The 20,544-nt window shown below is 54.3% G+C and carries 21 protein-coding genes; 13 read left to right on the top strand and 8 right to left on the bottom strand.

Annotated elements, in window-relative coordinates; translation table 11 throughout:
* Nucleotides 1-68 precede the first annotated feature (68 nt).
* The 5 genes from KO497_RS00985 to coxB form a co-directional block, all read right to left on the bottom strand.
* Nucleotides 69-872, bottom strand: coding sequence for a cytochrome c oxidase subunit 3 (locus KO497_RS00985; protein WP_215942105.1), 804 nt, complete (start codon nucleotides 870-872; stop codon nucleotides 69-71).
* Between the two features lie 42 nt (nucleotides 873-914).
* Nucleotides 915-1,496, bottom strand: coding sequence for a cytochrome c oxidase assembly protein (locus KO497_RS00990; protein ID WP_215942106.1), 582 nt, complete (start codon nucleotides 1,494-1,496; stop codon nucleotides 915-917).
* Nucleotides 1,496-1,660 carry a cytochrome C oxidase assembly protein gene (locus KO497_RS00995; protein WP_215942107.1) on the bottom strand — a complete coding sequence of 55 codons (165 nt, stop codon included), beginning with the start codon at nucleotides 1,658-1,660 and terminating at the stop codon, nucleotides 1,496-1,498. The genes KO497_RS00990 and KO497_RS00995 overlap by 1 nt, the downstream gene beginning before the upstream one ends.
* Before the next feature lies 1 nt (nucleotide 1,661).
* Complete coding sequence (gene cyoE / locus KO497_RS01000) at nucleotides 1,662-2,612, bottom strand: heme o synthase (protein ID WP_215942108.1); 951 nt, start codon at nucleotides 2,610-2,612, stop codon at nucleotides 1,662-1,664.
* A 129-nt stretch (nucleotides 2,613-2,741) separates the two neighbouring features.
* Nucleotides 2,742-3,605, bottom strand: coding sequence for a cytochrome c oxidase subunit II (gene coxB, locus KO497_RS01005; protein ID WP_215942109.1), 864 nt, complete (start codon nucleotides 3,603-3,605; stop codon nucleotides 2,742-2,744).
* A 177-nt stretch (nucleotides 3,606-3,782) separates the two neighbouring features.
* Between coxB and tldD the strand changes: the two genes are divergently transcribed.
* Together tldD and dprA are read left to right on the top strand one after the other, a co-directional pair.
* Nucleotides 3,783-5,204 carry a metalloprotease TldD gene (gene tldD, locus KO497_RS01010; protein ID WP_215942110.1) on the top strand — a complete coding sequence of 474 codons (1,422 nt, stop codon included), beginning with the start codon at nucleotides 3,783-3,785 and terminating at the stop codon, nucleotides 5,202-5,204.
* Between the two features lie 237 nt (nucleotides 5,205-5,441).
* Nucleotides 5,442-6,584 carry a DNA-processing protein DprA gene (dprA, locus tag KO497_RS01015; RefSeq protein ID WP_215942111.1) on the top strand — a complete coding sequence of 381 codons (1,143 nt, stop codon included), beginning with the start codon at nucleotides 5,442-5,444 and terminating at the stop codon, nucleotides 6,582-6,584.
* A gap of 222 nt (nucleotides 6,585-6,806) precedes the next feature.
* Here dprA and KO497_RS01020 read toward each other — a convergent pair whose 3' ends face one another.
* Nucleotides 6,807-7,697 (bottom strand): LysR family transcriptional regulator, encoded by an 891-nt coding sequence (locus KO497_RS01020; protein WP_215942185.1) that lies wholly within the window; start codon nucleotides 7,695-7,697, stop codon nucleotides 6,807-6,809.
* A gap of 98 nt (nucleotides 7,698-7,795) precedes the next feature.
* On the opposite strand from KO497_RS01020, the gene KO497_RS01025 reads away from it, so the two are divergent.
* The gene (locus tag KO497_RS01025; protein WP_215942112.1) at nucleotides 7,796-8,293 is read left to right on the top strand and encodes a lactoylglutathione lyase family protein; all 498 of its coding nucleotides are present in this window, start codon (nucleotides 7,796-7,798) and stop codon (nucleotides 8,291-8,293) included.
* A gap of 115 nt (nucleotides 8,294-8,408) precedes the next feature.
* On the opposite strand, the gene KO497_RS01030 is transcribed toward KO497_RS01025, so the two are convergent.
* Nucleotides 8,409-8,888, bottom strand: a complete 480-nt coding sequence (locus KO497_RS01030; protein ID WP_215942113.1) for a hypothetical protein — start codon at nucleotides 8,886-8,888, stop codon at nucleotides 8,409-8,411.
* A gap of 163 nt (nucleotides 8,889-9,051) precedes the next feature.
* Between KO497_RS01030 and topA the strand changes: the two genes are divergently transcribed.
* The 8 genes from topA to KO497_RS01070 all read left to right on the top strand — a co-directional run bounded on the left by topA (nucleotide 9,052) and on the right by KO497_RS01070 (nucleotide 18,479).
* On the top strand, nucleotides 9,052-11,682 hold the full coding sequence (gene topA, locus KO497_RS01035) for a type I DNA topoisomerase (RefSeq protein ID WP_215942114.1): 2,631 nt from the start codon (nucleotides 9,052-9,054) through the stop codon (nucleotides 11,680-11,682).
* Between the two features lie 185 nt (nucleotides 11,683-11,867).
* Nucleotides 11,868-12,566, top strand: coding sequence for a CoA transferase subunit A (locus KO497_RS01040; RefSeq protein WP_215942115.1), 699 nt, complete (start codon nucleotides 11,868-11,870; stop codon nucleotides 12,564-12,566).
* Nucleotides 12,567-12,589: 23 nt separating this feature from the next.
* Nucleotides 12,590-13,696, top strand: coding sequence for a GSCFA domain-containing protein (locus tag KO497_RS01045; protein WP_215942116.1), 1,107 nt, complete (start codon nucleotides 12,590-12,592; stop codon nucleotides 13,694-13,696).
* Nucleotides 13,693-14,487 (top strand): hypothetical protein, encoded by a 795-nt coding sequence (locus KO497_RS01050; protein ID WP_215942117.1) that lies wholly within the window; start codon nucleotides 13,693-13,695, stop codon nucleotides 14,485-14,487. Before KO497_RS01045 ends, KO497_RS01050 begins: the two co-directional genes overlap by 4 nt.
* Before the next feature lie 67 nt (nucleotides 14,488-14,554).
* Nucleotides 14,555-15,208 (top strand): 3-oxoacid CoA-transferase subunit B, encoded by a 654-nt coding sequence (locus tag KO497_RS01055; RefSeq protein ID WP_215942118.1) that lies wholly within the window; start codon nucleotides 14,555-14,557, stop codon nucleotides 15,206-15,208.
* Nucleotides 15,209-15,364: 156 nt separating this feature from the next.
* A complete protein-coding gene (locus tag KO497_RS01060) occupies nucleotides 15,365-16,366 on the top strand; it encodes a lysylphosphatidylglycerol synthase transmembrane domain-containing protein (protein ID WP_215942119.1) in 1,002 nt (333 codons plus the stop codon).
* Nucleotides 16,363-17,730 (top strand): FAD-binding protein, encoded by a 1,368-nt coding sequence (locus tag KO497_RS01065; RefSeq protein ID WP_215942120.1) that lies wholly within the window; start codon nucleotides 16,363-16,365, stop codon nucleotides 17,728-17,730. The genes KO497_RS01060 and KO497_RS01065 overlap by 4 nt, the downstream gene beginning before the upstream one ends.
* The gene (locus KO497_RS01070) at nucleotides 17,727-18,479 is read left to right on the top strand and encodes an SDR family oxidoreductase (protein WP_215942121.1); all 753 of its coding nucleotides are present in this window, start codon (nucleotides 17,727-17,729) and stop codon (nucleotides 18,477-18,479) included. The genes KO497_RS01065 and KO497_RS01070 overlap by 4 nt, the downstream gene beginning before the upstream one ends.
* Nucleotides 18,480-18,751: 272 nt before the next feature.
* Here KO497_RS01070 and KO497_RS01075 read toward each other — a convergent pair whose 3' ends face one another.
* The gene (locus tag KO497_RS01075; protein WP_215942122.1) at nucleotides 18,752-19,750 is read right to left on the bottom strand and encodes a lytic transglycosylase domain-containing protein; all 999 of its coding nucleotides are present in this window, start codon (nucleotides 19,748-19,750) and stop codon (nucleotides 18,752-18,754) included.
* A gap of 357 nt (nucleotides 19,751-20,107) precedes the next feature.
* Here KO497_RS01075 and KO497_RS01080 point away from each other — a divergent pair, with 357 nt between their 5' ends.
* Both KO497_RS01080 and KO497_RS01085 read left to right on the top strand, forming a co-directional pair.
* A complete protein-coding gene (locus tag KO497_RS01080; RefSeq protein ID WP_215942123.1) occupies nucleotides 20,108-20,299 on the top strand; it encodes a hypothetical protein in 192 nt (63 codons plus the stop codon).
* Nucleotides 20,300-20,350: 51 nt separating this feature from the next.
* Nucleotides 20,351-20,542, top strand: a complete 192-nt coding sequence (locus KO497_RS01085) for a Flp family type IVb pilin (RefSeq protein WP_215942124.1) — start codon at nucleotides 20,351-20,353, stop codon at nucleotides 20,540-20,542.
* Nucleotides 20,543-20,544 lie beyond the last annotated feature (2 nt).

Raw genomic sequence — 20,544 nt, forward strand, 5'->3', positions numbered from 1 at the left:
AAAAGGGCGCAGCTGGTGCCGCGCCCTTGTAACCTGATTATTACGTAAGGCGAAGCCTCAGCGCAGGGTTATTGACCCCAGATGTAGACGGCCACGAACAGGAAGAGCCAAACCACATCCACAAAGTGCCAGTACCAAGCGGCGGCTTCAAAGCCGATGTGATCGTCTGGTGTAAAGTCACCTTTGATCGAGCGCACGAGGCAGATGGTCAGAAAGATTGTGCCCACAAGAACGTGGAAGCCGTGGAACCCTGTGGCCATAAAAAATCCACCAAAGAACACGTCACCGCCGAATGTCCAACCCTCATGGACCAACAGTTCGTAGTACTCATAGGCTTGGAACATGGTGAACACAGCGCCAAATCCAACACCGATGGCCAGTCCAGCCACCAAGTCTTTGCGCACATTGCCGTGCACCAACGCATGGTGCGCCCAAGTGACGGCACATCCAGACAAGAGCAACAGCAATGTGTTGATCAATGGCAGGTGGAAGGCATCAACCGGAATGATCTCTGGTTTGACGTATTCTGTGCCCGCGTATTCATACATCGGGTAAATAGCGCTTTTGAAAAACGCCCAGAACCAAGCGACAAAGAACATCACTTCGGACATGATGAACATGATAAAGCCATAGCGCAGACCGATGCGCACAACGGGCGTGTGATCGCCAGCTTTGTTTTCCAAAATCGTTTCACGCCACCAAGCCCACATCACATAGAGCACGCCCAGAAGACCAGCCAAGAACATAAATGGCGTGCCTTTGGCCATCCACATGACAGCGCCAAAGAACATGATAAAGGCTGCAACAGAACCCATAAGTGGTTTCGTTGATGGTGGCAGAATGTGATAATCGTGGTTCTTTACATGAGCCATAGTCTTGCGTCCCTCTCCCTTGGGGTATTTTCCCTAATGGGTTCAGTTAAGATCTGTAACCTTAGGCGTGTCGCTTTGCAAAGCGGCAAGTTCCTCGGGCAGATCGGTTTCGTAGAATGTATAAGACAAAGTGATGCGATGTACATATTTCGCGTCACGGTCTGTGGTGATTTCGGGGTCCACATAAAACGTCACGGGCATCAACACGGTTTCGCCGGGCTGAAGCACCTGTTCTGTGAAGCAAAAACAATCGATCTTGGTGAAAAATCCGCCCGCCTCATAGGGGGCTACATTATAGGACGCAGTGCCAGCAATGACACGGTCCGTTGGGTTATGTGCCTCGTAAAAGGCGAGACCCGTTTCACCGATGCGGATTTCCATCTCGCGCTCAACAGGCTTGAAAGACCACGCCATGCTGGGGTCTGTATTGGCGTCAAAGCGGATTTTGATCGTCTCGTCTAAAATGACGTCAGACCCGGCATCGGCTTCCAATGTAGTGCCCCCAAAACCGGTGACGGCACAAAACCAGCTGTAGAACGGCACCGATGCCCATGCCAAAGCGCCCATGGTGAACACAACACCAACGAGCTTAAGAACCGTTTTTTGTGGACCATCCATCGCCATTAATTGTGCGCCTCTGCAGAGCCGATATTGCTGATCGGGGTGGTTGTCACTTTCACCATGGTCAAGCCAAGGATCAACACAACGAAGACGGCCAATACCAACCCAAGGCCGACATTGCGCGACTTGCGCCGTCTGTGAATTTCATGAAGTTTGGTAATCGCCATCTTAGAAAAGTCCCCCAATGCCCATACCGTCAAAAAGACCGCTGAGCATTCCGTCGAACATGAGCGCCGTGAAATGCGCGAAAAGATAGGCCAAAGACAGCTTAAAGAAAGACCGTTCTGCTTTGAAATTATCTGCTTTGGACGCCGCATCATCACGACGCCAAATCTTTACTGCCCCCAAGATGAACAAGGTGTTCATCACCAAAAACGCGGCAAGGTAGACCCAGCCTGCGATGGACGTGAACAACAACGCTCCCGCGGTGACAGCCAAAAGTAAAGTATAGGCCAGAATGTGATTGCGCGTGACGCGTGTGCCATGCGTCACAGGCAGCATCGGCACTTTTGCCTTGCCGTAATCCGAGTTCATGAACAAAGCCAAAGCCCAAAAATGCGGTGGCGTCCACATAAATGTCAAAGCAAACATCAAGGTGCTCGCGATGGTGATATCGCCGGTAACAACAGCCCAACCGATCATCGGAGGAAAGGCACCAGCGGCCCCGCCAATCACGATATTCTGTGGTGTCGAGCGCTTCAGCCACATGGTATAAATCACCACATAGAAAAAGATCGTAAAGGCCAAAAGCCCGGCAGCAACCCAATTGGACGCCAGCCCCAGCATGATCACGGAAAATGCAGACAGCGTCAGGCCGATGGCCAAAGCCTCGCCTTCCGTTACTTTGCCAGCAGGAATAGGGCGTCCCTGAGTACGCTTCATCACGCGGTCGATGTCCGCGTCATACCACATGTTCAACGCACCAGAGGCACCGCCACCGATCGCGATACACAGCACGGAAAAGAACGCGACAAAGGGATGCACCGATCCGGGCGCAACGATAAGCCCGACCATCGCGGTGAACACGACAAGCGACATCACGCGGGGCTTTAACAGCGCAAAAAAATCGCCAAAGCTCGCTTCCTTATCGTCGTCAAGTGTTATGGTCGCGTCGGTCATGTGGTGCCTTGCTTTTGGTGCCTGCGGACCTGCGTCGCCATATCGGCTACACTAAGGCTTCGCATAATATAGAACAGTCAGCGGGCGGGGCGATGATCTTCGCCCGCGCCCAGATGTCGCAGTGATCGCTTACTCAGCAGAAGCCAATTGGATCAGCTGTTCGCCGGCATCCAAAGACGCGTATTCTTCGATCGCGCCAGCCAACCATGCATCGTAATCTTCTTGTGAGACAACTTTCACAGTGATCGGCATGTATGCGTGGTCTTTACCGCACAACTCTGAACACTGACCAAAGAAGGTGCCAGTTTTCTCGGCGTTGAACCAAAGCTCAGCCACACGACCAGGAACCGCATCTTGCTTCACGCCAAACGCAGGTATTGTCCAAGAGTGGATCACATCCGCGCCGGTGACGCCCATAACAACTGTGGAGCCAACAGGCACAACAACAGCTGTATCAGTTGCCAATAGGTAGAGGCTTTGGTCGTAACCAGCCGCTTCCAATTCGTCGCGCTCAAGTTTGTAGCTGTCGAATGCAAAGCCTTCATCAACGTACTCATAGCCCCAGTACCACTGGTAACCCGTCACCTTGATGTATAGATCGCCTTCTGGAATTTCTTGCTGTTTGAACAAAACAGGCAAAGAGAACGCGCCAATTCCGACCAAGATCAGAATCGGGATCAATGTCCAAGCAATCTCGATGGTGGTGTTATGCGTAAAGCTTGCTGGGTTTGCATTGGCGCGGCGATTGTAGCGCACCATCACCCAAACCAACAAAATACAAACGAACAATGTGATCAGGCCAGTGATCCACAAAAGCAAGTGGTCCAATCCTTGCAAATCGCGTGCAAGCTCGGTTGCGGCAGGTTGAAAACCCATTTTACCGTTCACCGGCGCACCCAGCAATTCACCGGCTTGCTGTGCCATGGCGGCACCTGAAACGGTGGTGGCTAAAACTGTGGCGGCAAAGCCAGACAAAAAGCGTTCTGTGCGCATGTTCTTTTCCCATTTCGCAAGCGCAACAGTGATATGTGCGCCGCAGTGCCTGATGTTCAGGCGAATTTCGTTTGAGTCTTGCCCCCCAAAAACCATATTACTCGGCGTGGGACAAGATTTCCGCGCCGCCATTGACCGTGTTTTTTGATTTAGATCAAGTCCCCAAGGAGAAAATAGATGACAACGAGACGTTTTGACCCATTCGAAACCCTGTTGGATCAGGCCTCAGCCCTATCGATCTTGCAAAATGCCACCGCAGGCGCAGATGATGGCGAACTATTCTTCGAGCGTCGCACATCTGAGGGCATTGTCTTGGATGACGGGCGAATCCGCAATGCGACATATGACGCATCAGAGGGATTCGGCCTGCGCGCGGTACGTGGCGAGACCGCAGGCTACGCCCATTCCACCGAAATTTCCGAATCGTCTTTGCGCCGCGCAGCTGAAACCGCGCGTTTGGCCGTGGGCGCGGGCGGCGGCACTTTGGCGGATGGCCCGCGTGCCACCAACGTCAAACTCTACACCGACGAGAACCCAATGGACGGCGCGGCCTTCGAGGTCAAAATCGATACGCTTAAAGAAATCGACGATTTCTTGCGCGCCCTTGATCCGCGTGTGGTGCAAGTCTCGGCCTCGATGGCGGCCTCATATCAAGAAGTCTTCATCTTGCGCCCCGACGGTACGCTTGTGTCGGACCAACGCCCCATGGCGCGTCTCAATATTTCGGTCATCGTTGACAAAGATGGCCGTCGCGAAAGCGGCTCAGCTGGCGGCGGCGGGCGCACAGGTCTTTTGGGAATGCTCGCTCCGGATCACTGGAAATCCGTCGCCACCGAGGCCCTGCGGATCGCTTGCGTCAACCTAGAGGCCATCCCTGCCCCCGCTGGCGTAATGGATGTCGTGCTTGGCAATGGCTGGCCTGGTATCTTGCTGCACGAAGCCATCGGTCACGGGCTAGAGGGCGATTTTAATCGCAAAGGCACGTCTGCTTTTGCGGGCCTGATGGGGCAACAAGTGGCGGCCAAAGGCGTCACCGTTTTAGATGATGGCACCATTCCTGATCGTCGTGGGTCCATATCTGTCGATGACGAAGGCACGCCCAGCGCCAAGAACACCTTGATCGAAGACGGTATTCTGGTCGGTTACATGCAAGACCGCCAAAACGCGCGCCTTATGGGCGTCGAGGCCACGGGCAACGGACGCCGTGAGAGCTACGCCCACACCCCCATGCCTCGCATGACCAACACTTATATGTTGGGTAGTGACGCTGCGCCTGAAGACATTGTTGCCAGCCTCAAAGATGGTATTTACGCAGTTGGTTTTGGTGGCGGACAGGTCGACATCACCAATGGCAAATTCGTGTTCTCTTGCACCGAAGCCTACCAAGTCAAAAACGGCGTGGTTGGCGCCCCCGTCAAAGGCGCCACTTTGATCGGCGATGGCGCGACATCCCTGAAGCACATCCGTGCCCTCGGCAATGACATGGCGCTGGACCCTGGTATGGGCAATTGCGGTAAGGCGGGACAATGGGTGCCTGTTGGGGTCGGCCAGCCGACGACCTTGATTGGTGAATTGACCGTTGGCGGGTCCGCCACCTGAGTCGCAAAGGTTAACGTCTCCAAGCTCGCGTTATAGAAATCTGAAACTTAAGGCGGTCTTCGGACCGCCTTTTTACAATTGTTCTACTCTAGTCACGATATATTTGCGACAAAATCGCTTGAATTCAGGAAGATACAGAAAAATTCGATAAATTTGAGGATTGTTGAGTAACGGTAACGGCTCATTAACCAATTTGCGCGATGGTGTAATGGCAAGAGACGGAGAGAGCTGGTCAATATGGATTTCATCCCTTCCCACCACCCCCTCACCCCACCCCACACTGCGGAAGACCGCGCCATCTGGCTCCGCCTCTTGCGATCACGCCGTGTTGGCGTATCAACCTTTTATCGCCTCATGAATGATCACGGCTCTGCCGCAGATGCGTTGACGGCTTTGCCCGAAATTGCGCGCGAAGCGGGTGTGAGCGGCTATCAAACCTGCCCCATGGCTGTCGTCGACAAAGAACTCAAAGCGGGCCGCAAAGCAGGCGCGCGACTGATGGCGATTGGCGACACAGATTATCCTGCCGCCCTTGCTCTTATCCCTGATGCCCCGCCGCTGTTATGGGTCAAAGGCGACCTTTCCTTGTTTGAACGCCCGATGATTGCCCTTGTGGGCGCTCGCAATGCCTCGTCTTTGGGGCTGCGTATGGCGCGGGCTTTGTCGCGTGATTTGGGGGACGAGGGCTTTGGCATCGTCTCTGGCATGGCGCGCGGCATTGACAGGGCTGTGCATGAGGCGGCCTTGGGAACAGGCACCATCGCGGTTTTGGGTGGTGGATTGGATGTGATCTATCCCGCGGAAAACAAAGATATTTACGCAAAAATCGCCGATACTGGCGTCATAGCGTCCGAACAACCTATGGGCATGAAACCCTTCGCGCGGCATTTCCCAATGCGCAATCGCATCGTTTCTGGCATGGCCTTGGCCACCGTCGTGATAGAAGCGGCTGCCAAATCCGGCTCACTGTTGACCGCGGGCAATGCGATGGAACAGGGCCGCGAAGTCATGGCCGTGCCAGGCCACCCGTTTGATGGGCGCTCCTCAGGTTGCAACAACCTGTTGCGCGATGGCGCCAGTTTGGTCCGTGGGGCGCGTGATGCGATTGATGTACTGGCCAGTGCTTCGCCCTTGGCGATCACCGCGATGGACACGCCTGAGGACGCGCTTGTACCTATTGAACCGGAAAGGCGCGGCCTTGATGATCACACCGCCTTGCACAGTGAAATCCTGTCCCGTTTGGGCGGGGCTGCGGTGGCCGAAGACCAGTTGATCCGCGACATCGGAGCGCGCGCCGAAGAGGTGAGTTCCCAGATCATGACGCTGGAACTCAACGGCCAAATCCTGCGCAAAGCCGGTGGTCTTTTGGCCCGGGCCTAATTGCATTCTGTGCGATATTTTAAACATTTGCATAACAATGCGGCACGTCTTTACAACATTTTAAACCTTTCCCCTATCGTCGGTTTACATGTTTTAAAGGTCAATTTCCGTGGATTTTGACCCGTTCGCGATTAACCTTGATGAATAAATCCTAAGCTTCGCGCACGATAGGGTCAGAAACGCGCCATCTAAGTTAAATTTATACATTATTCCCGAGCAGAGTTATCGCAAAGCTTTTGACACCTGAAGAATGAAATCACTTAAAGCCGCGATACGCGAGATCTCCGTCCGCCTCTTACGGGATATAATCCACAAATCATGATACCGTCGTTTCGGCAATTGAAAGATCGCCAGCTTCTGTTTTCCATGAAAGGCATCCACGCCGGATTTGGGCAATATTGTATACCCAAGTCCCTGCGCAACAGGCAGCGGGATTTGTCCGATCTGGTTGACGAATGTCCTGACCTTGAGGTGATCAGAGCCTTTGTAATCCCTTGGGAAGTTCAGCGAAAACAAGTCATCCGCATATGCATAGCCGTCAGGATGCGCAACAAACCCCAACCCGTTCAACTGCGGCAGGTCAAGATCTCGCTCTGCATAGGGGGGCGGAACCACCAAACACAACTCTTCACGAGTCAATTCCTGCGCCTCAAGGCGCGGATGACTGATGGGTTCGGCGACGATCCCCAGATCAAATGCGCCATTCAAAACGGATTTCACAATGCTCATGTGCGGGGCGGCCGTAACATTGATCACCAGCTCTGGCGCCTGATGCAACCGATCAAGAATATGCGGATAGAGCCACATAGCAAAGCTGCCGGAACACCCAATGCTGATTTCACCTACGTTTGGATCATCAAAATTGATTACGTCTTTCAACTCGCGCTCTTGTTGACGTCGCGCAAGGCCGATGGCCAGAACGGCTTCACCAGCGGGGGTGAGTGTGAAGGATTTCCCGTCTTTTGAAATGAGTGGTTTGCCGACTTGGGTGGTCAGTTTGTGCAGGTGCTGCGACACACCAGGCTGGGTCATGCCCAACAGATCCGCCGTACGCGTGAAATGCCCCACATCACAGAGCGTCGTAAACGTTTCTAACCATGTGGCGTTCAACATCATCAACTCAAAATATTATGAAAATCATATAAAATGATAATTTTTATTACGAATTAAGTCCATCTAAATCTCTTTCGACACCCTCGAAAGGAAACACTATGCAACCTACTCCACGCTCATTTTCTCATATTGGCTTGTCTGTCCCAGATTTGGACAAGGCGATTGAATTCTACGGCAACGTCCTTGGCTTTTATGTCATCATGGACCCTACGATCATTGTCGAAGACGACAGTGACATCGGCCAGATGTGTTCAGACGTTTTTGGCACAGGCTGGGGCCGCATGCGCATCGCGCATTTGGCGACAGCAGATCGCATCGGGTTTGAGCTGTTCGAATTTGAAGGACACGAAGCCCCCAAAGAGAACCTCAATTTCAGGCAACACGGTACGTTTCACTTTGCTATTCAAGACCCGAACCTTGAAGACCTCTTGGCAAAGATCGTCGCAGCAGGCGGCAAGCAGCGTATGCCTGTGCGCGAATATTTTCCGGACGAGAAACCCTATAGAATGGTTTATGTCGAAGACCCTTTTGGAATTGTCTTTGAACTCTACAGTCACAGTTATGAGTTGACATACTCGAACGGTGCTTACTCTTGAAACAAAAGCCGACATTCACCTCGCTCGTGAGTGTCGGCACATTTGGATTAACTCTGACCTTTGTGGCATTGAATTTCAATCGCGGCTCAACACGCAGAACCCCTTCCAAATCCTCTCATCGATAGCAAAAATCAGACATAACGATAATATAGTCAGCGCATATATCTGGTGCTGATATCCACAGGTCTGTGGCCCCAATCGAAAAATGTTGCGCGACCCATGTGTCACCGGATTTGACCAAAAGCGCCATGATGGACAGACCATCCATATCCTCAAGATAGCCATCACCATCAACACGCCAGTCACCGCGCAAAACAGCGGGAACGGTGGTGACATCGATGGGTCCGCCACCGGGGCGCTTGGGTGACAGGAAGGCCAGAGCGCGGTCGCCTGACAAGCGCAGGGTGTCCACCACGAATTGCACAGGCGCCCCCAGCTGCCATTCTGCATGAGGGCGAATGGCATCCATCAGGTCTTGACGGACTTTTGATCCACGGGTGGGTTCGGACCAGTCTTGGGCCAGGGCTGGCAAAGGGGTGGTCAGACAGGCGATTAGGGGCAAAACAAACGCAAAAGCGAACCGTGTGAAAAGCATTATCATTTCTGTCCTGTTGTAAAATCACGCCAAAAATAGGGCGCTAGTTGATTGTGCCGCAAAGATATTAACATCTTCTCACGATCTTTCATTGACAATCCGCAGTTGCGCAAACCATCTTGCCCCGCCATAAGGCCACCGTAGTCGTATCAAAGGATCTATCATGCCAGTTGTCGTCGTCGAATCCCCTGCCAAGGCCAAAACGATCAATAAATACCTTGGAAGTGACTACACAGTTTTGGCGTCCTACGGCCACGTGCGCGACCTGCCGGCCAAGAACGGATCGGTCGATCCGGACAACGATTTCGAAATGATCTGGGACATCGGCGCACAAAGCCGCCCGCATGTGAAAGCCATCGCCGACGCTTTGAAACACGACGACGTATTGATCCTCGCGACCGACCCCGACCGCGAAGGCGAAGCGATCTCATGGCACTTACAACAAGCGCTGACCAAACGCCGCGCGATCAAAAAATCCACCCAAGTGTCGCGCGTCGTGTTCAACGCGATCACCAAAACGGCCGTCACTGAGGCGATGAAAAACCCGCGCCAAGTCGATGTGCCGCTGGTCGATGCCTATCTGGCCCGCCGCGCTTTGGACTATCTGGTGGGGTTTAATCTGTCGCCCGTGCTGTGGCGCAAATTGCCCGGCGCGCGCTCTGCCGGTCGTGTGCAATCGGTGTGCCTGCGGTTGATCGTGGAACGTGAAGACGAGATCGAGGCCTTTAATCCGCAAGAATACTGGACCGTCAAAGCGATGCTGGAAACCCCACGCGGGCAGCAGTTTGAAGCGCGCTTGACGCAGCTGTCAGGCAAAAAGCTTGATAAATTCGACTTGGGCGATCGCTTGTCGGCTGAGATGGCGGTGCAAGCCGTGTCATCGCGCGATCTGAAAATCGCATCGGTTGAGGCCAAACCGGGCACACGCAACCCATCTGCGCCCTTTATGACATCGACCCTGCAACAAGAGGCCAGCCGCAAATTCGGCATGGGCGCGCGTCAAACGATGAACGCGGCGCAACGCCTGTATGAAGCGGGTCTGATCACCTATATGCGAACCGATGGCATCGATATGGCGCCCGAGGCCATCGTTGAGGCACGCGCGGCGATCAAAGCGCGCTACGGCGATAAATATGTGCCAGCCTCGCCACGTGTGTACAAAAACAAAGCCAAAAACGCGCAAGAAGCACACGAATGTATCCGCCCGACCGAACTGGCCAAAGGCCCAAAAGAGGCCGCGCTGTCGGACGGCGACCAAGCCAAACTTTACGATCTGATCTGGAAACGCACCATTGCATCGCAAATGGAAGCAGCCCGACTGGAACGCACCACGGTCGACATCGCCTCGGCTGACCAAGAGGTCGTCTTGCGCGCCACGGGTCAAGTTGTGGCCTTTGACGGTTTTATGGCGGCCTACACCGAGGGCAAAGATGACGCGGAGGGCGAAGAAGACAGCGCGCGCCTGCCCCAGATCATGAAAGATGAACCCGCGAAAAAAGTCGCGGGCGCTTTGAAATCTGACGCAGAAGGCAAAGAGGCCGCTTTGGGGGGCAACGATTCGGTGCTTGGTATGCAGCACCACACCAACCCACCGCCACGCTACACCGAGGCCACGCTTGTCAAACGCATGGAAGAGCTCGGCATCGGCCGCCCGTCCACCTATGCCTCTGTCTTAACAACGATTGTTGAACGCGAATATGTGCGCAAAGATCAAAACCGCCTGTTCCCAGAGGACAAAGGCAAGATCGTGACGATCTTTTTGATGAACTTCTTTCGCAAATATGTCGGTTATGAATTCACCGCCGATCTGGAAGGCGAACTTGATTCCGTTTCTGCGGGCGAGATGAATTATAAAGACGTTCTGAACCGATTCTGGCGTGATTTCTCTGCCGCGATTTCGGAAACGTCAGATTTGCGCATCTCGGAAGTGCTCGACAAATTGGACGAAGCGCTGACGCCAACGCTCTACCCGCCCCGCGAAGATGGAACAGATCCACGCGCTTGCCCCAAATGTGGCGCTGGCAGCCTGCACCTGAAAACATCGCGTTCTGGTGGCTTTGTTGGCTGTTCCAATTACCCAGAATGTCGCTACACACGTCCGATTTCAGGCGAAGGCGCTGAGAGCTATGAAAAGGTTCTGGGCGAAGACAACGGCGATGAAATTTCTCTGCGCTCGGGTCGGTTCGGCCCTTACGTGCAGCGCGGCGAAGCCACGCCTGAAAACAAAAAACCACCGCGTACGTCTTTGCCCAAAGGCTGGGCGCCGGAAAGTATTGATCTGGAAAAAGCGCTTTTGCTGCTGAATCTGCCACGCGAGATTGGCCCGCACCCTGATGGAGGCGTGATTGCTGCCAATTTGGGTCGTTTTGGTCCCTATTTGGTCCACCAATTGCCAGACGAGGAAAAGCCCGTCTACGCCAATCTCAAAGAGACCAGCGAAGTGTTCGAGATCGGTATGAATTTGGCGATGGAAATGATCACGCACAAACGCGAAAACCCCGGTCGCGGACGCACCGTGGCCAAGGCGCTGAAAGAATTGGGCGATCACCCCGATGGCGGTCCGATCAAAGTGATGGACGGCAAATTCGGGCCTTATGTGAAGTGGGAAAAAGTCAATGTGACCCTGCCCAAAGAGATCAAGCCCGAGGACATCACCGTCGCGCAAGCGTTGGAATTGATTGAAACGAAAAAACCGGCCAAGAAAAAAGCCCCCGCGAAAAAGAAAGCTGCGCCGAAAAAGGCTGCGGCCAAGAAAGCGCCAGCCAAAAAGCCTGCGGCGCAAAAAGACAGCTAAACCCACAGGCTGACACAGCTTTGATCCACACGGGCGCGACATAAAGTTGCGCCCGATTTGCTTTGATGTGCGATATATTGCGCATAGCGCCCATCAGAAATTGTTACTGCAGTGCAGCAATCCATTGACACTTGCCCGTCAATTGCGTCCAATTGCGCAAATTTGACTGTTAGGGAGAGAGCGTCATGAAAAAAGTTTACGGATCCGCAGCTGAGGCCTTGGACGGCATTTTGCATGACGGCATGTTGATTGCCGCAGGCGGTTTTGGCCTGTGTGGCATCCCTGAGCTTTTGATCGAGGCTTTGGTCGAAAGCGGCGTCAAGGATTTGACCGTGGCCTCAAACAACGCAGGCGTTGACGATTTTGGCTTGGGCAAACTATTGGCCACTCGCCAGATCAAGAAAATGATGTCGTCCTACGTGGGTGAAAACGCCGAATTCATGCGTCAATATTTGAGCGGTGAATTGGAATTGGAATTCAATCCCCAAGGCACCTTGGCTGAACGCATGCGCGCAGGCGGCGCGGGCATTCCGGGATTTTACACCAAAACAGGTGTCGGCACGGTGATCGCTGAGGGCAAAGACGTAAAATCATGGAATGGCCAAGATTATATTTTGGAAGAGGGTATTTTTGCTGATATCTCCATCGTGAAAGCGTGGAAAGCCGATGCCACAGGCAATGCGATTTTCCGCAAGACAGCGCGTAATTTCAACCCGCCAGCGGCGATGTGCGGCAAAATCTGCATCATGGAAGTCGAAGAGATTGTGCCTGTCGGCTCGCTTGATCCAGATGCGATTCACCTGCCCGGCGTCTATGTGCACCGCATCATTCAAGGCCAACACGAGAAACGCATCGAGCAGCGCACAACGCGCCCAGCCGCCTAAACGGCACGGCAGGCCCGCGCGTGATGTCCCCCTATGATACATTGCCGCCCCGCGCTTTTTGGCGCAGCGGCGTCGTGGCTGAGGTGCCTGAGTCGGCTGAACCGATTCAGGTGGCTGAGCCGCTGCAGGCAATTCAGGGGCTTTACCTGCCGAAATTTGCCATCACCAAAGATACGACAATCATGACTGCGGGCAGTTGCTTTGCACAGCATGTGCATCGCAATCTGTATGAGCGCGATTGGGCCGTGTTGGATTTTGAAAGCCCACAGCACAATTTTCGCCGCGATGTTATGACCCGCTTTGGCTATGGCATGTATTCGGCACGCTACGGCAATATTTATTCCGCGCGTCAAATGGTTCAGCTACTACACGAGGCTTACGGGTTTGAGACGCCCCACGCCCCTGTCTGGCAACGTCCCGACGGCAAATATGTCGATGCGCAGCGTCCTGCGATTGAGCCTGACGGCTATGACACCCCCGAATTGGTCAGGGACGCGCGCGCCCACCATCTGCGCATTTTGCGCAAGACTTTTGAATCGGCTGAGCTGTTGATTTTCACTCTTGGGCTGACCGAAACATGGTGTCACACGGCCACGGGCACGGTGTATCCGACGGCCCCCGGAGTGATTGCCACGCCGACAGAGCCGCAAGAGATCAGCTATCGCAACGACGGGCACCGCGCCATCATGGCGGATTTGCGCGCTTTGAACGATTTTGGCAAAAGCCGGAATCCGAATTTTAAACTGTTGCTCACTGTCTCCCCCGTGCCTTTGACAGCGACGGCATCGGGCGCACATGTCTTGCCCGCCACGACCTATTCCAAATCGGTTTTGCGGGCGGCTGCAGGCGAATTTGTTCGTGCGCATGATACTGTCGATTACTTTCCATCCTTTGAGATCATCACCAATGCGGCCACGCGAGGGCGCTTTTTCGAGGCCAACCAGCGCAGCGTGACCAGCCGCGGTGTCAAAGCTGCAATGGACATGTTTTTCCAAGCCCATGGCGAAGAGGTCGACACCCATCAGCCCCGTATTTCGGCCAGTCTCACCGGCGGCATGGCAGACGAAGGCGATAACGCAGTGCAATGCGAAGAGGTACTCTTGGACGCCATGAACAGGAGCCTGACATGAAGGTCTTAGTTCTGGGCACATCTCATTCGGCCAGCCTGCGCATGAGTGCCGATTGGATCAAGCGCGCCTATCCCAGCCTTGAGGTCGATTATTTTTCCCTTCCGGGGATCGTGCATTCCAGATCACTGATGATCGGCAGCACCTTTGGCCCGACGCCCAGCGATGCTTACGGCTGTAAAATGAGCCAGCAGTGGAACGGCAGCTTGATCGTCGATTTGGCGCCTTACGCGCAGATTTTTCATGTGGGTGAACGCTTTGCCATGGGCGCGGTCACCCGTTTGATGGCCGATTACGACATCTTGGAACATGAAGAACGCAGCCTGCGCCCTGTGATGTCATTGAGTGCTGCGCGGGCCTTGATCGGCTCTGCGGTTTATGATTTCGTTGAGGCGCGCCACGATGTGTTTGGCGACGACAGACGCATCACCTTTATGCCTGCGCCCTATCCTTTGGCGCGCAGCGCGAAACGCGGGCCGGGGTTCGAGAACACGATGTCGCGGCTGAACAAACGTCACACAGCAGCCGATTGGTCGCAGATCTATGAGCACGCCATGGGGACCAGTTTGGCCGATTTTGGCTATCGGTTTATCGCGCAACCGATGCACACGCGTCAGGGTATTTTCGCAACCCAAGACATTTTTGCGCGCCCCAAGTCGTCGGTCGCAGATGTCGGCGACAAGGTCGACAACAGACATACCAATGCCAACTACGGGCAAGAGATTTTCGCAGCTTATGCACAAAGCCAATTGGGCCTCGCCCCGTTGGAAATGGCATCAGCACCACAGTCATAATCGCCAGCGCGCGCAAGCCGCTAGCAAAGGTCACACCGCAGCATTGCGGACATAGGGAGAGCACATCATGGCCACAGACACACAAGCCCCAAAGGGTTGGGATCGCAATCAAATGGCAGCGCGTGCAGCGCTTGAACTGGAAGACGGGACCTATGTAAACCTTGGGATCGGCATTCCGACCTTGGTGCCAAATTTCATTCCAGAAGGCGTCGAGGTGACGTTGCAATCTGAAAACGGCATGTTGGGTATGGGGCCTTTCCCCGTGGAAGGCACTGAGGACGCCGACCTGATCAACGCCGGCAAGCAGACCATCACCGAGTTGCCAAACACGGCCTATTTCGATTCCGCATTTTCTTTTGGCATGATCCGTGGCGGCAAAATCGCGATGGCGATTTTGGGTGCTATGGAAGTCGACGAAAAAGGCGATCTGGCCAACTGGATGATCCCCGGGAAACTGGTCAAAGGCATGGGCGGCGCGATGGATTTGGTCGCGGGCGTGGGCCGCGTTGTGGTGGTCATGGATCACACAAACAAACACGGCGACAGCAAGCTGTTAAAAGAATGTACCCTGCCCCTGACTGGCAAATCGGTTGTGGACCGTGTGATCACCAATTTAGGCGTTTTGGATGTGGTTGAGGGCGGTTTGAAAATCGTCGAGACGGCTGAGGGCGTGACCGAGGCCGATCTGCGTGCTGCCACTTTGGCGACGATTGTCGACTGATCCGCGCCGCATTCACTGTGCAAACGACAAAGGCTCCCACTCTGGGGGCCTTTTTTTTCGAATCCACGCCTCTATTGTCGCCAATTCGGCAACAGCATCATATTCTTGCCCCAATCTGTCGCTAGAACGGCGTGAAATACGGGCAAATTAGATCACATGCAGCAAGAGCAAACCCTTTCCACCACCATCAAACCCACCGCAGGAGGCTCCAAAGCCTTGCGGGATCGTTTGGTCTTGCTGGGACTTATGGCCTTGCTGATCATCGGCCTTTTGGGGGCTGCGGCCGCCACGGGCTGGTCTGAGACCCTGCACCAAATCCAAAAACTGTCCTTGTGGCAGGTCTGCGCGCTTCTGGCGCTATCGCTGATGAATTATGGTTTGCGCGGTTTGCGTTGGCATCTGTTTGCCAAACGTCTTGGGCTTGATCTATCACTGATGGCCAATATGCGCCATTTCCTTGGCGGTTTTGCCATGACGGTCACGCCGGGGCGTGTGGGCGAATTGGTGCGGATGCGTTGGATACGGCGCGAAACAGGTTGGGCGGTTGAGCGCACTGCGCCTTTGGTTTTGGTCGATCGCGCCTCTGATTTGGCGGCGATGGCTGTGCTTTTGGCGGGCGCACTTTTGTTATCAACGTCAAAAATTGCTGGCGGCGTGCCTGTCACGCTTTTGGCTTTGCTTGCCGCATTTATCGCCACACGGCCCGCGCTTTTGGCGTGGTGCGCCCGTTTGGGGTATCAAACAACGGGCAAAGCCCCGCGTCTGTTTTCTAAGGTCCGCCGCGCGGCGCGCGCGCTGGAGCCGTTCTCGCAAGGCGGCACTTTGTTTCAAGGGTCCCTGTTGGCGTTCATCGGCTGGCTGGCCGAAGGGCTGGCCTTTTATCTATTACTGGCATGGATGGGCGCGGATGTATCTGCCTCCACCGCCATCGCGATATTCCTGTTTTCAACCTTGGCGGGCGGGCTGACCGGCGCGCCAGGCGGCGTGGGCGGCGCAGAAGCCGCGATGATCGCGCTGCTCAGCCTAGAGGGCGTGCCTTTGGCGCTGTCCCTGCCCGCCACGGCCATCATTCGTTTGACCACACTTTGGTTCGCCATCGTGATCGGTCTGATCATTTTTCCCATCGCGGAACGCATATCAAAGAGAGTTCAAACATGAGCTGGAAAACAGTAGACACCACAGGTTGGGGTCGCGCACATTGCACCTCTGGCGAGGTTGCCCGCCCTGAACGCGCATTGCAACTGAAACGCCTCTTGGCAACGGCACCTGTACCGGCCTTTGGCATGCGCAGATCATATGGCGACGCGGCCCTGACTTCTGATGCGCGGTCTTTGGATATGACCCGTTTGGATCGCGTGCTGTCGTTCGATGACACCTCTGGCGTGGTGCATGTAGAAGCAGGCCTGCCGATTGGCGATCTGGGGCGAATGTTTGCCGCAAAAGGCTGGATTCCACCGGTGATGCCGGGCACGGGCTTTGCGACGATCGGCGGTTGTATCGCCAATGATGTACACGGCAAAAACCACCATGTTGTGGGCTCTTTTGGGCAACACGTGACGGAAATCACCTTGATCCAAGGCGACAAAACCCGCGTGATTACACCGAAAGACGCTGGCATCTTTCAAGCCACCGTCGGCGGCTTAGGGCAAACGGGCGTGATCGCCTCGGCCAAGATACAAATGGCCCCCTGCAAAGGCGACCTGATGGTTTTGACAGAGCGGCGCATCGACAATTTGGATGAATTTTTCGTGGCCTTTGATGACAGTTCTGCCGATTACACTGTCGGTTGGATCGATGCCACAGCCAAGGGCGCAAATCTAGGCCGCGGCGTTTTGGAAGAAAGCGAAATCACTTCGGGCGTGAACCCCGGCAGCGGCAAAAGCAAATCGGTACCGTTCAACGCGCCCCGCTGGGCTTTGTCTGCGCCGATCGTGCGTCTGTTCAACGAAATGTATTTTCGCCGCGTGCCCGCCTCTGGGCGCACAAGCGTCAAACCGATTACTGATCCGTTTTTCCCGCTGGATGCGATCCACAATTGGAACCGTCTGTACGGCAAAAACGGCTTTAACCAATTTCAATGCGTTGTGCCGCTTGAGGCCACGAATTGTTTGCGCATCATGCTGGAGCGGATTTCAGCCTCTGGGCTGGCTTCACCTTTGGCAGTGTTGAAAAAAATGGGCGCGGGACGCGCGGGCTATATGTCATTTCCGATGGAAGGCTACACTTTGGCGGTGGATTTTCCCAATCGCGGCAGCGCCGAATATTTGGTGCGTGAATTGACCGATCTGGCGCGCGAGGCTGGCGGGCGGATTTACTTTGCCAAAGATGGCTTGGCCCAAGCGAAACAGATCGCAGGCATGTATCCAGAACAAAAGGCATGGCAGCAAGAGGTGGCGAAAGCCGATCCAGAGCGCGCGATGGAAACTGATTTGGTGCGTCGCTTGCAATTGCGCGGTGCGCCAGCTGCGCCCAAGTTCCCTGAAACAAGCCTGTCTGCCAAAGACCAAGGAGAGAGCGCATGAGCAAAGCCTCACAAAACGAGACATGGATTATTCTGGGCGCAACCTCGTCAATGGCGCGGGCCTTTGCACGCGATGTGGCAGCGCGCGGCGCGACCCTGTTGGTTTGCGGACGCGACATGGATGATCTGGCCAGCACAGCGCAAGATTGCTTGGCACGCGGCGCGAAAATGGCTGAGCCATGTGCCTTTGATGCGCGCGACACATCCAGCTTTGCCCCGATTATTGAACGCGCCACGTCGGAAGACGGCGTGATCAACTGCGCCGTTTTCGTAGGCTCGATGCCAACCCAAGACGCGATTGATGCAGAGCCTGATTTGATCAATGGCACGGTACAAGACAATTTCACCGGCCCCGCGACGTTTTTGCAAATGCTGGCTCCTGAATTGGAAAGCCGCGGCAGTGGCACGGTCGTGGGCGTTGGATCTGTTGCGGGGGATCGGGGGCGCATCGGCAATTATGTTTACGGATCGGCCAAATCGGGTTTTGCCACCTATCTGTCAGGCTTACGCAACCGTTTGACCCGCGCAGGCGGCCATGTGGTCACTGTGAAACCGGGTTTTGTCGACACGGCGATGACATGGGATGTGGAAGGCATGTTCTTGGTCGCGGCCCCTGAAAAGGTGGCGTCAGACATAATGAAGGCCGTCACCAAGAAAAAGAATGTGATCTACACGCCGTTTTTCTGGCGCTACATCATGCTGATCATCCGCCATATCCCTGAGTTTATCTTTAAAAAGATGTCTATCTGAGGGATCGCGCCAAAGCGTTGCGCCGTTAAGGTTAACAGCTCGCGTTTTGCAACACATGTAAATGTCACATAAATATATGTCACACAAAAGGGACGCCCAAATGGAGCGTCCCTTTTTGATGTTTTGCGCCAGCACAGGCGGCTGTTCTCCCTGTGTTACTCGCGTTGACTTTGTTTCAAACCAACGCACCCCGAGCCTTATAAATGTTGATCCGCCATTATACCCGCCTTTTGCTATGAACTTGTACGCTTTCCCAGCGACTATATGGTCCTCTAATTCGATGAGCGCAGCGCGTTGGTGGCGAAGACGCAGCCATCGGAGTAGAGTTCGGGCTGAGTGACGCAAAGCCTGCGTGCGACTTGCCACGCAGCAAGGACTTTGGGCACATAGGCGCGGGTTTCGGGATATGGCGGCACGCCACGATTGTCTTTGACCGCGTTTTCGCCTGCATTGTAGCCCGCCAGAGCCAAGATCACATCGCCTTTAAACTCTTTGATTAACCAATCCAGATAGGTGATCCCGCCAGATATATTTTGTGAAGGGTCCATGGGATCTGTGACGCCAAAGCGCGCGGCTGTGGCGGGGATCAATTGCATCAAGCCCTGCGCCCCTGCTCCGCTCACCGCATTCGTTTTGCCTGCAGATTCCACCGCGATAACAGCCAAAGCCAAAGCGGGGCTGACATCTGTACCAATAGAATGGATCAGTAAGTCTGTGCCATATCTATTGGCCAAATCCGTGACATGTTGAAAGCTGGGGGTAGACAAGACTGCTGCACCGTCATTGTCGAGCGCGGCCAAAGCCTGCGCAAAACGTTCAGGACCAGCACCCGCCACATCATGGGGCACAACAGTCCAATACCAGTCTTGCAGATCGGCAGGCGCTTTTGGCACATCGGCCAAAGGCATCACAGTGCCTGCGGGCAGCGGACCTGTTGGACCGCTGGGGCCTTGTGGGGCGCTGGGTGATGAGGGCCGGATTTGAACGGTGATGCGATTGGTGGTGCCCGATTTGGGTGGTGTCAGGCGACGCGGTGTCACTTTGGGCCAAGGGGCTGGCGTCAGCGAGGGGGTAACCTTTTTAACAGTACTTCCAGTTTTGGGGCCGATAACGCTGGGGCCAGTTGGACCGGTTGGACTGGTTTGCGCCAAGACCGCAAGCGGTGCTGCACTGGCGAGACCCCATATGAGACCCGTATAAAGGCAACATTTCGGAACACCTGTGCGTGGCACCCTGGCCCGTATCCTGGCCCAAATAGTGATTCCACTCATGAATATGCCCAACCTGCTTTTTCTCATTTTTGTCAGTTTCGCAAAAATAAAAGGTTTCGACCAGTGATTAGCGCAAAATTGGCACCAATAACCGGTTTGGTTAACGACAAATTACCTCTCCAAGCGATAAACTGTAAAAAGGTTAATTTTAAAATCGATATATTTCAGATGCTTACAGATTTTAGTTGATCAAAAATTAACGGTACCAAAAACGTACTATTCCTGCCCCACTCTCGCCCCAGTTCGGGGGCCATATAGTCACATCGAAAGCGACAAGGCAGACGACGCGGTACGGGAAACACCGCAGCTAACACCGCTTAGAACGTGGACATCAGATATACCCCGGAGGGTAACAACATGAAATTTTTTAAACTCTACAAAAACTTCCAAGCAGACGAAGACGGCGCAGTAACTGTTGACTGGGTGGTTTTGACTTCCGCAATCGTCGGCCTCGGTGTTGCAGTTCTCGCAACTGTTGCAAAAGGCACAAAAGAAATTGGTTCTACAATTTCTTCCGATCTCGCTGGCCGCTCGGTCGTAACTTACTAAGTCAAAATATCTCAAAGTCTTTGGCTTTGATCTGAACACAGGAAATACATCATGAAATTCTTCAAACTCTACAAAAACTTCCAAGCAGACGAAGACGGCGCAGTAACAGTGGACTGGGTTGTTTTGACTTCCGCAATCGTAGGCCTCGGTGTTGCTGTTCTCGCAACTGTTGCAACAGGCACAAAGAAAATTGGTTCTACAATTTCTTCCGATCTCGCTGGCCGCTCGGTCGTAACTTACTAAGT

It is taken from the genome of Pacificibacter marinus, assembly GCF_018860665.1.
In the GTDB taxonomy this organism is placed as follows: Bacteria; Pseudomonadota; Alphaproteobacteria; order Rhodobacterales; family Rhodobacteraceae; genus Celeribacter; species Celeribacter marinus_A.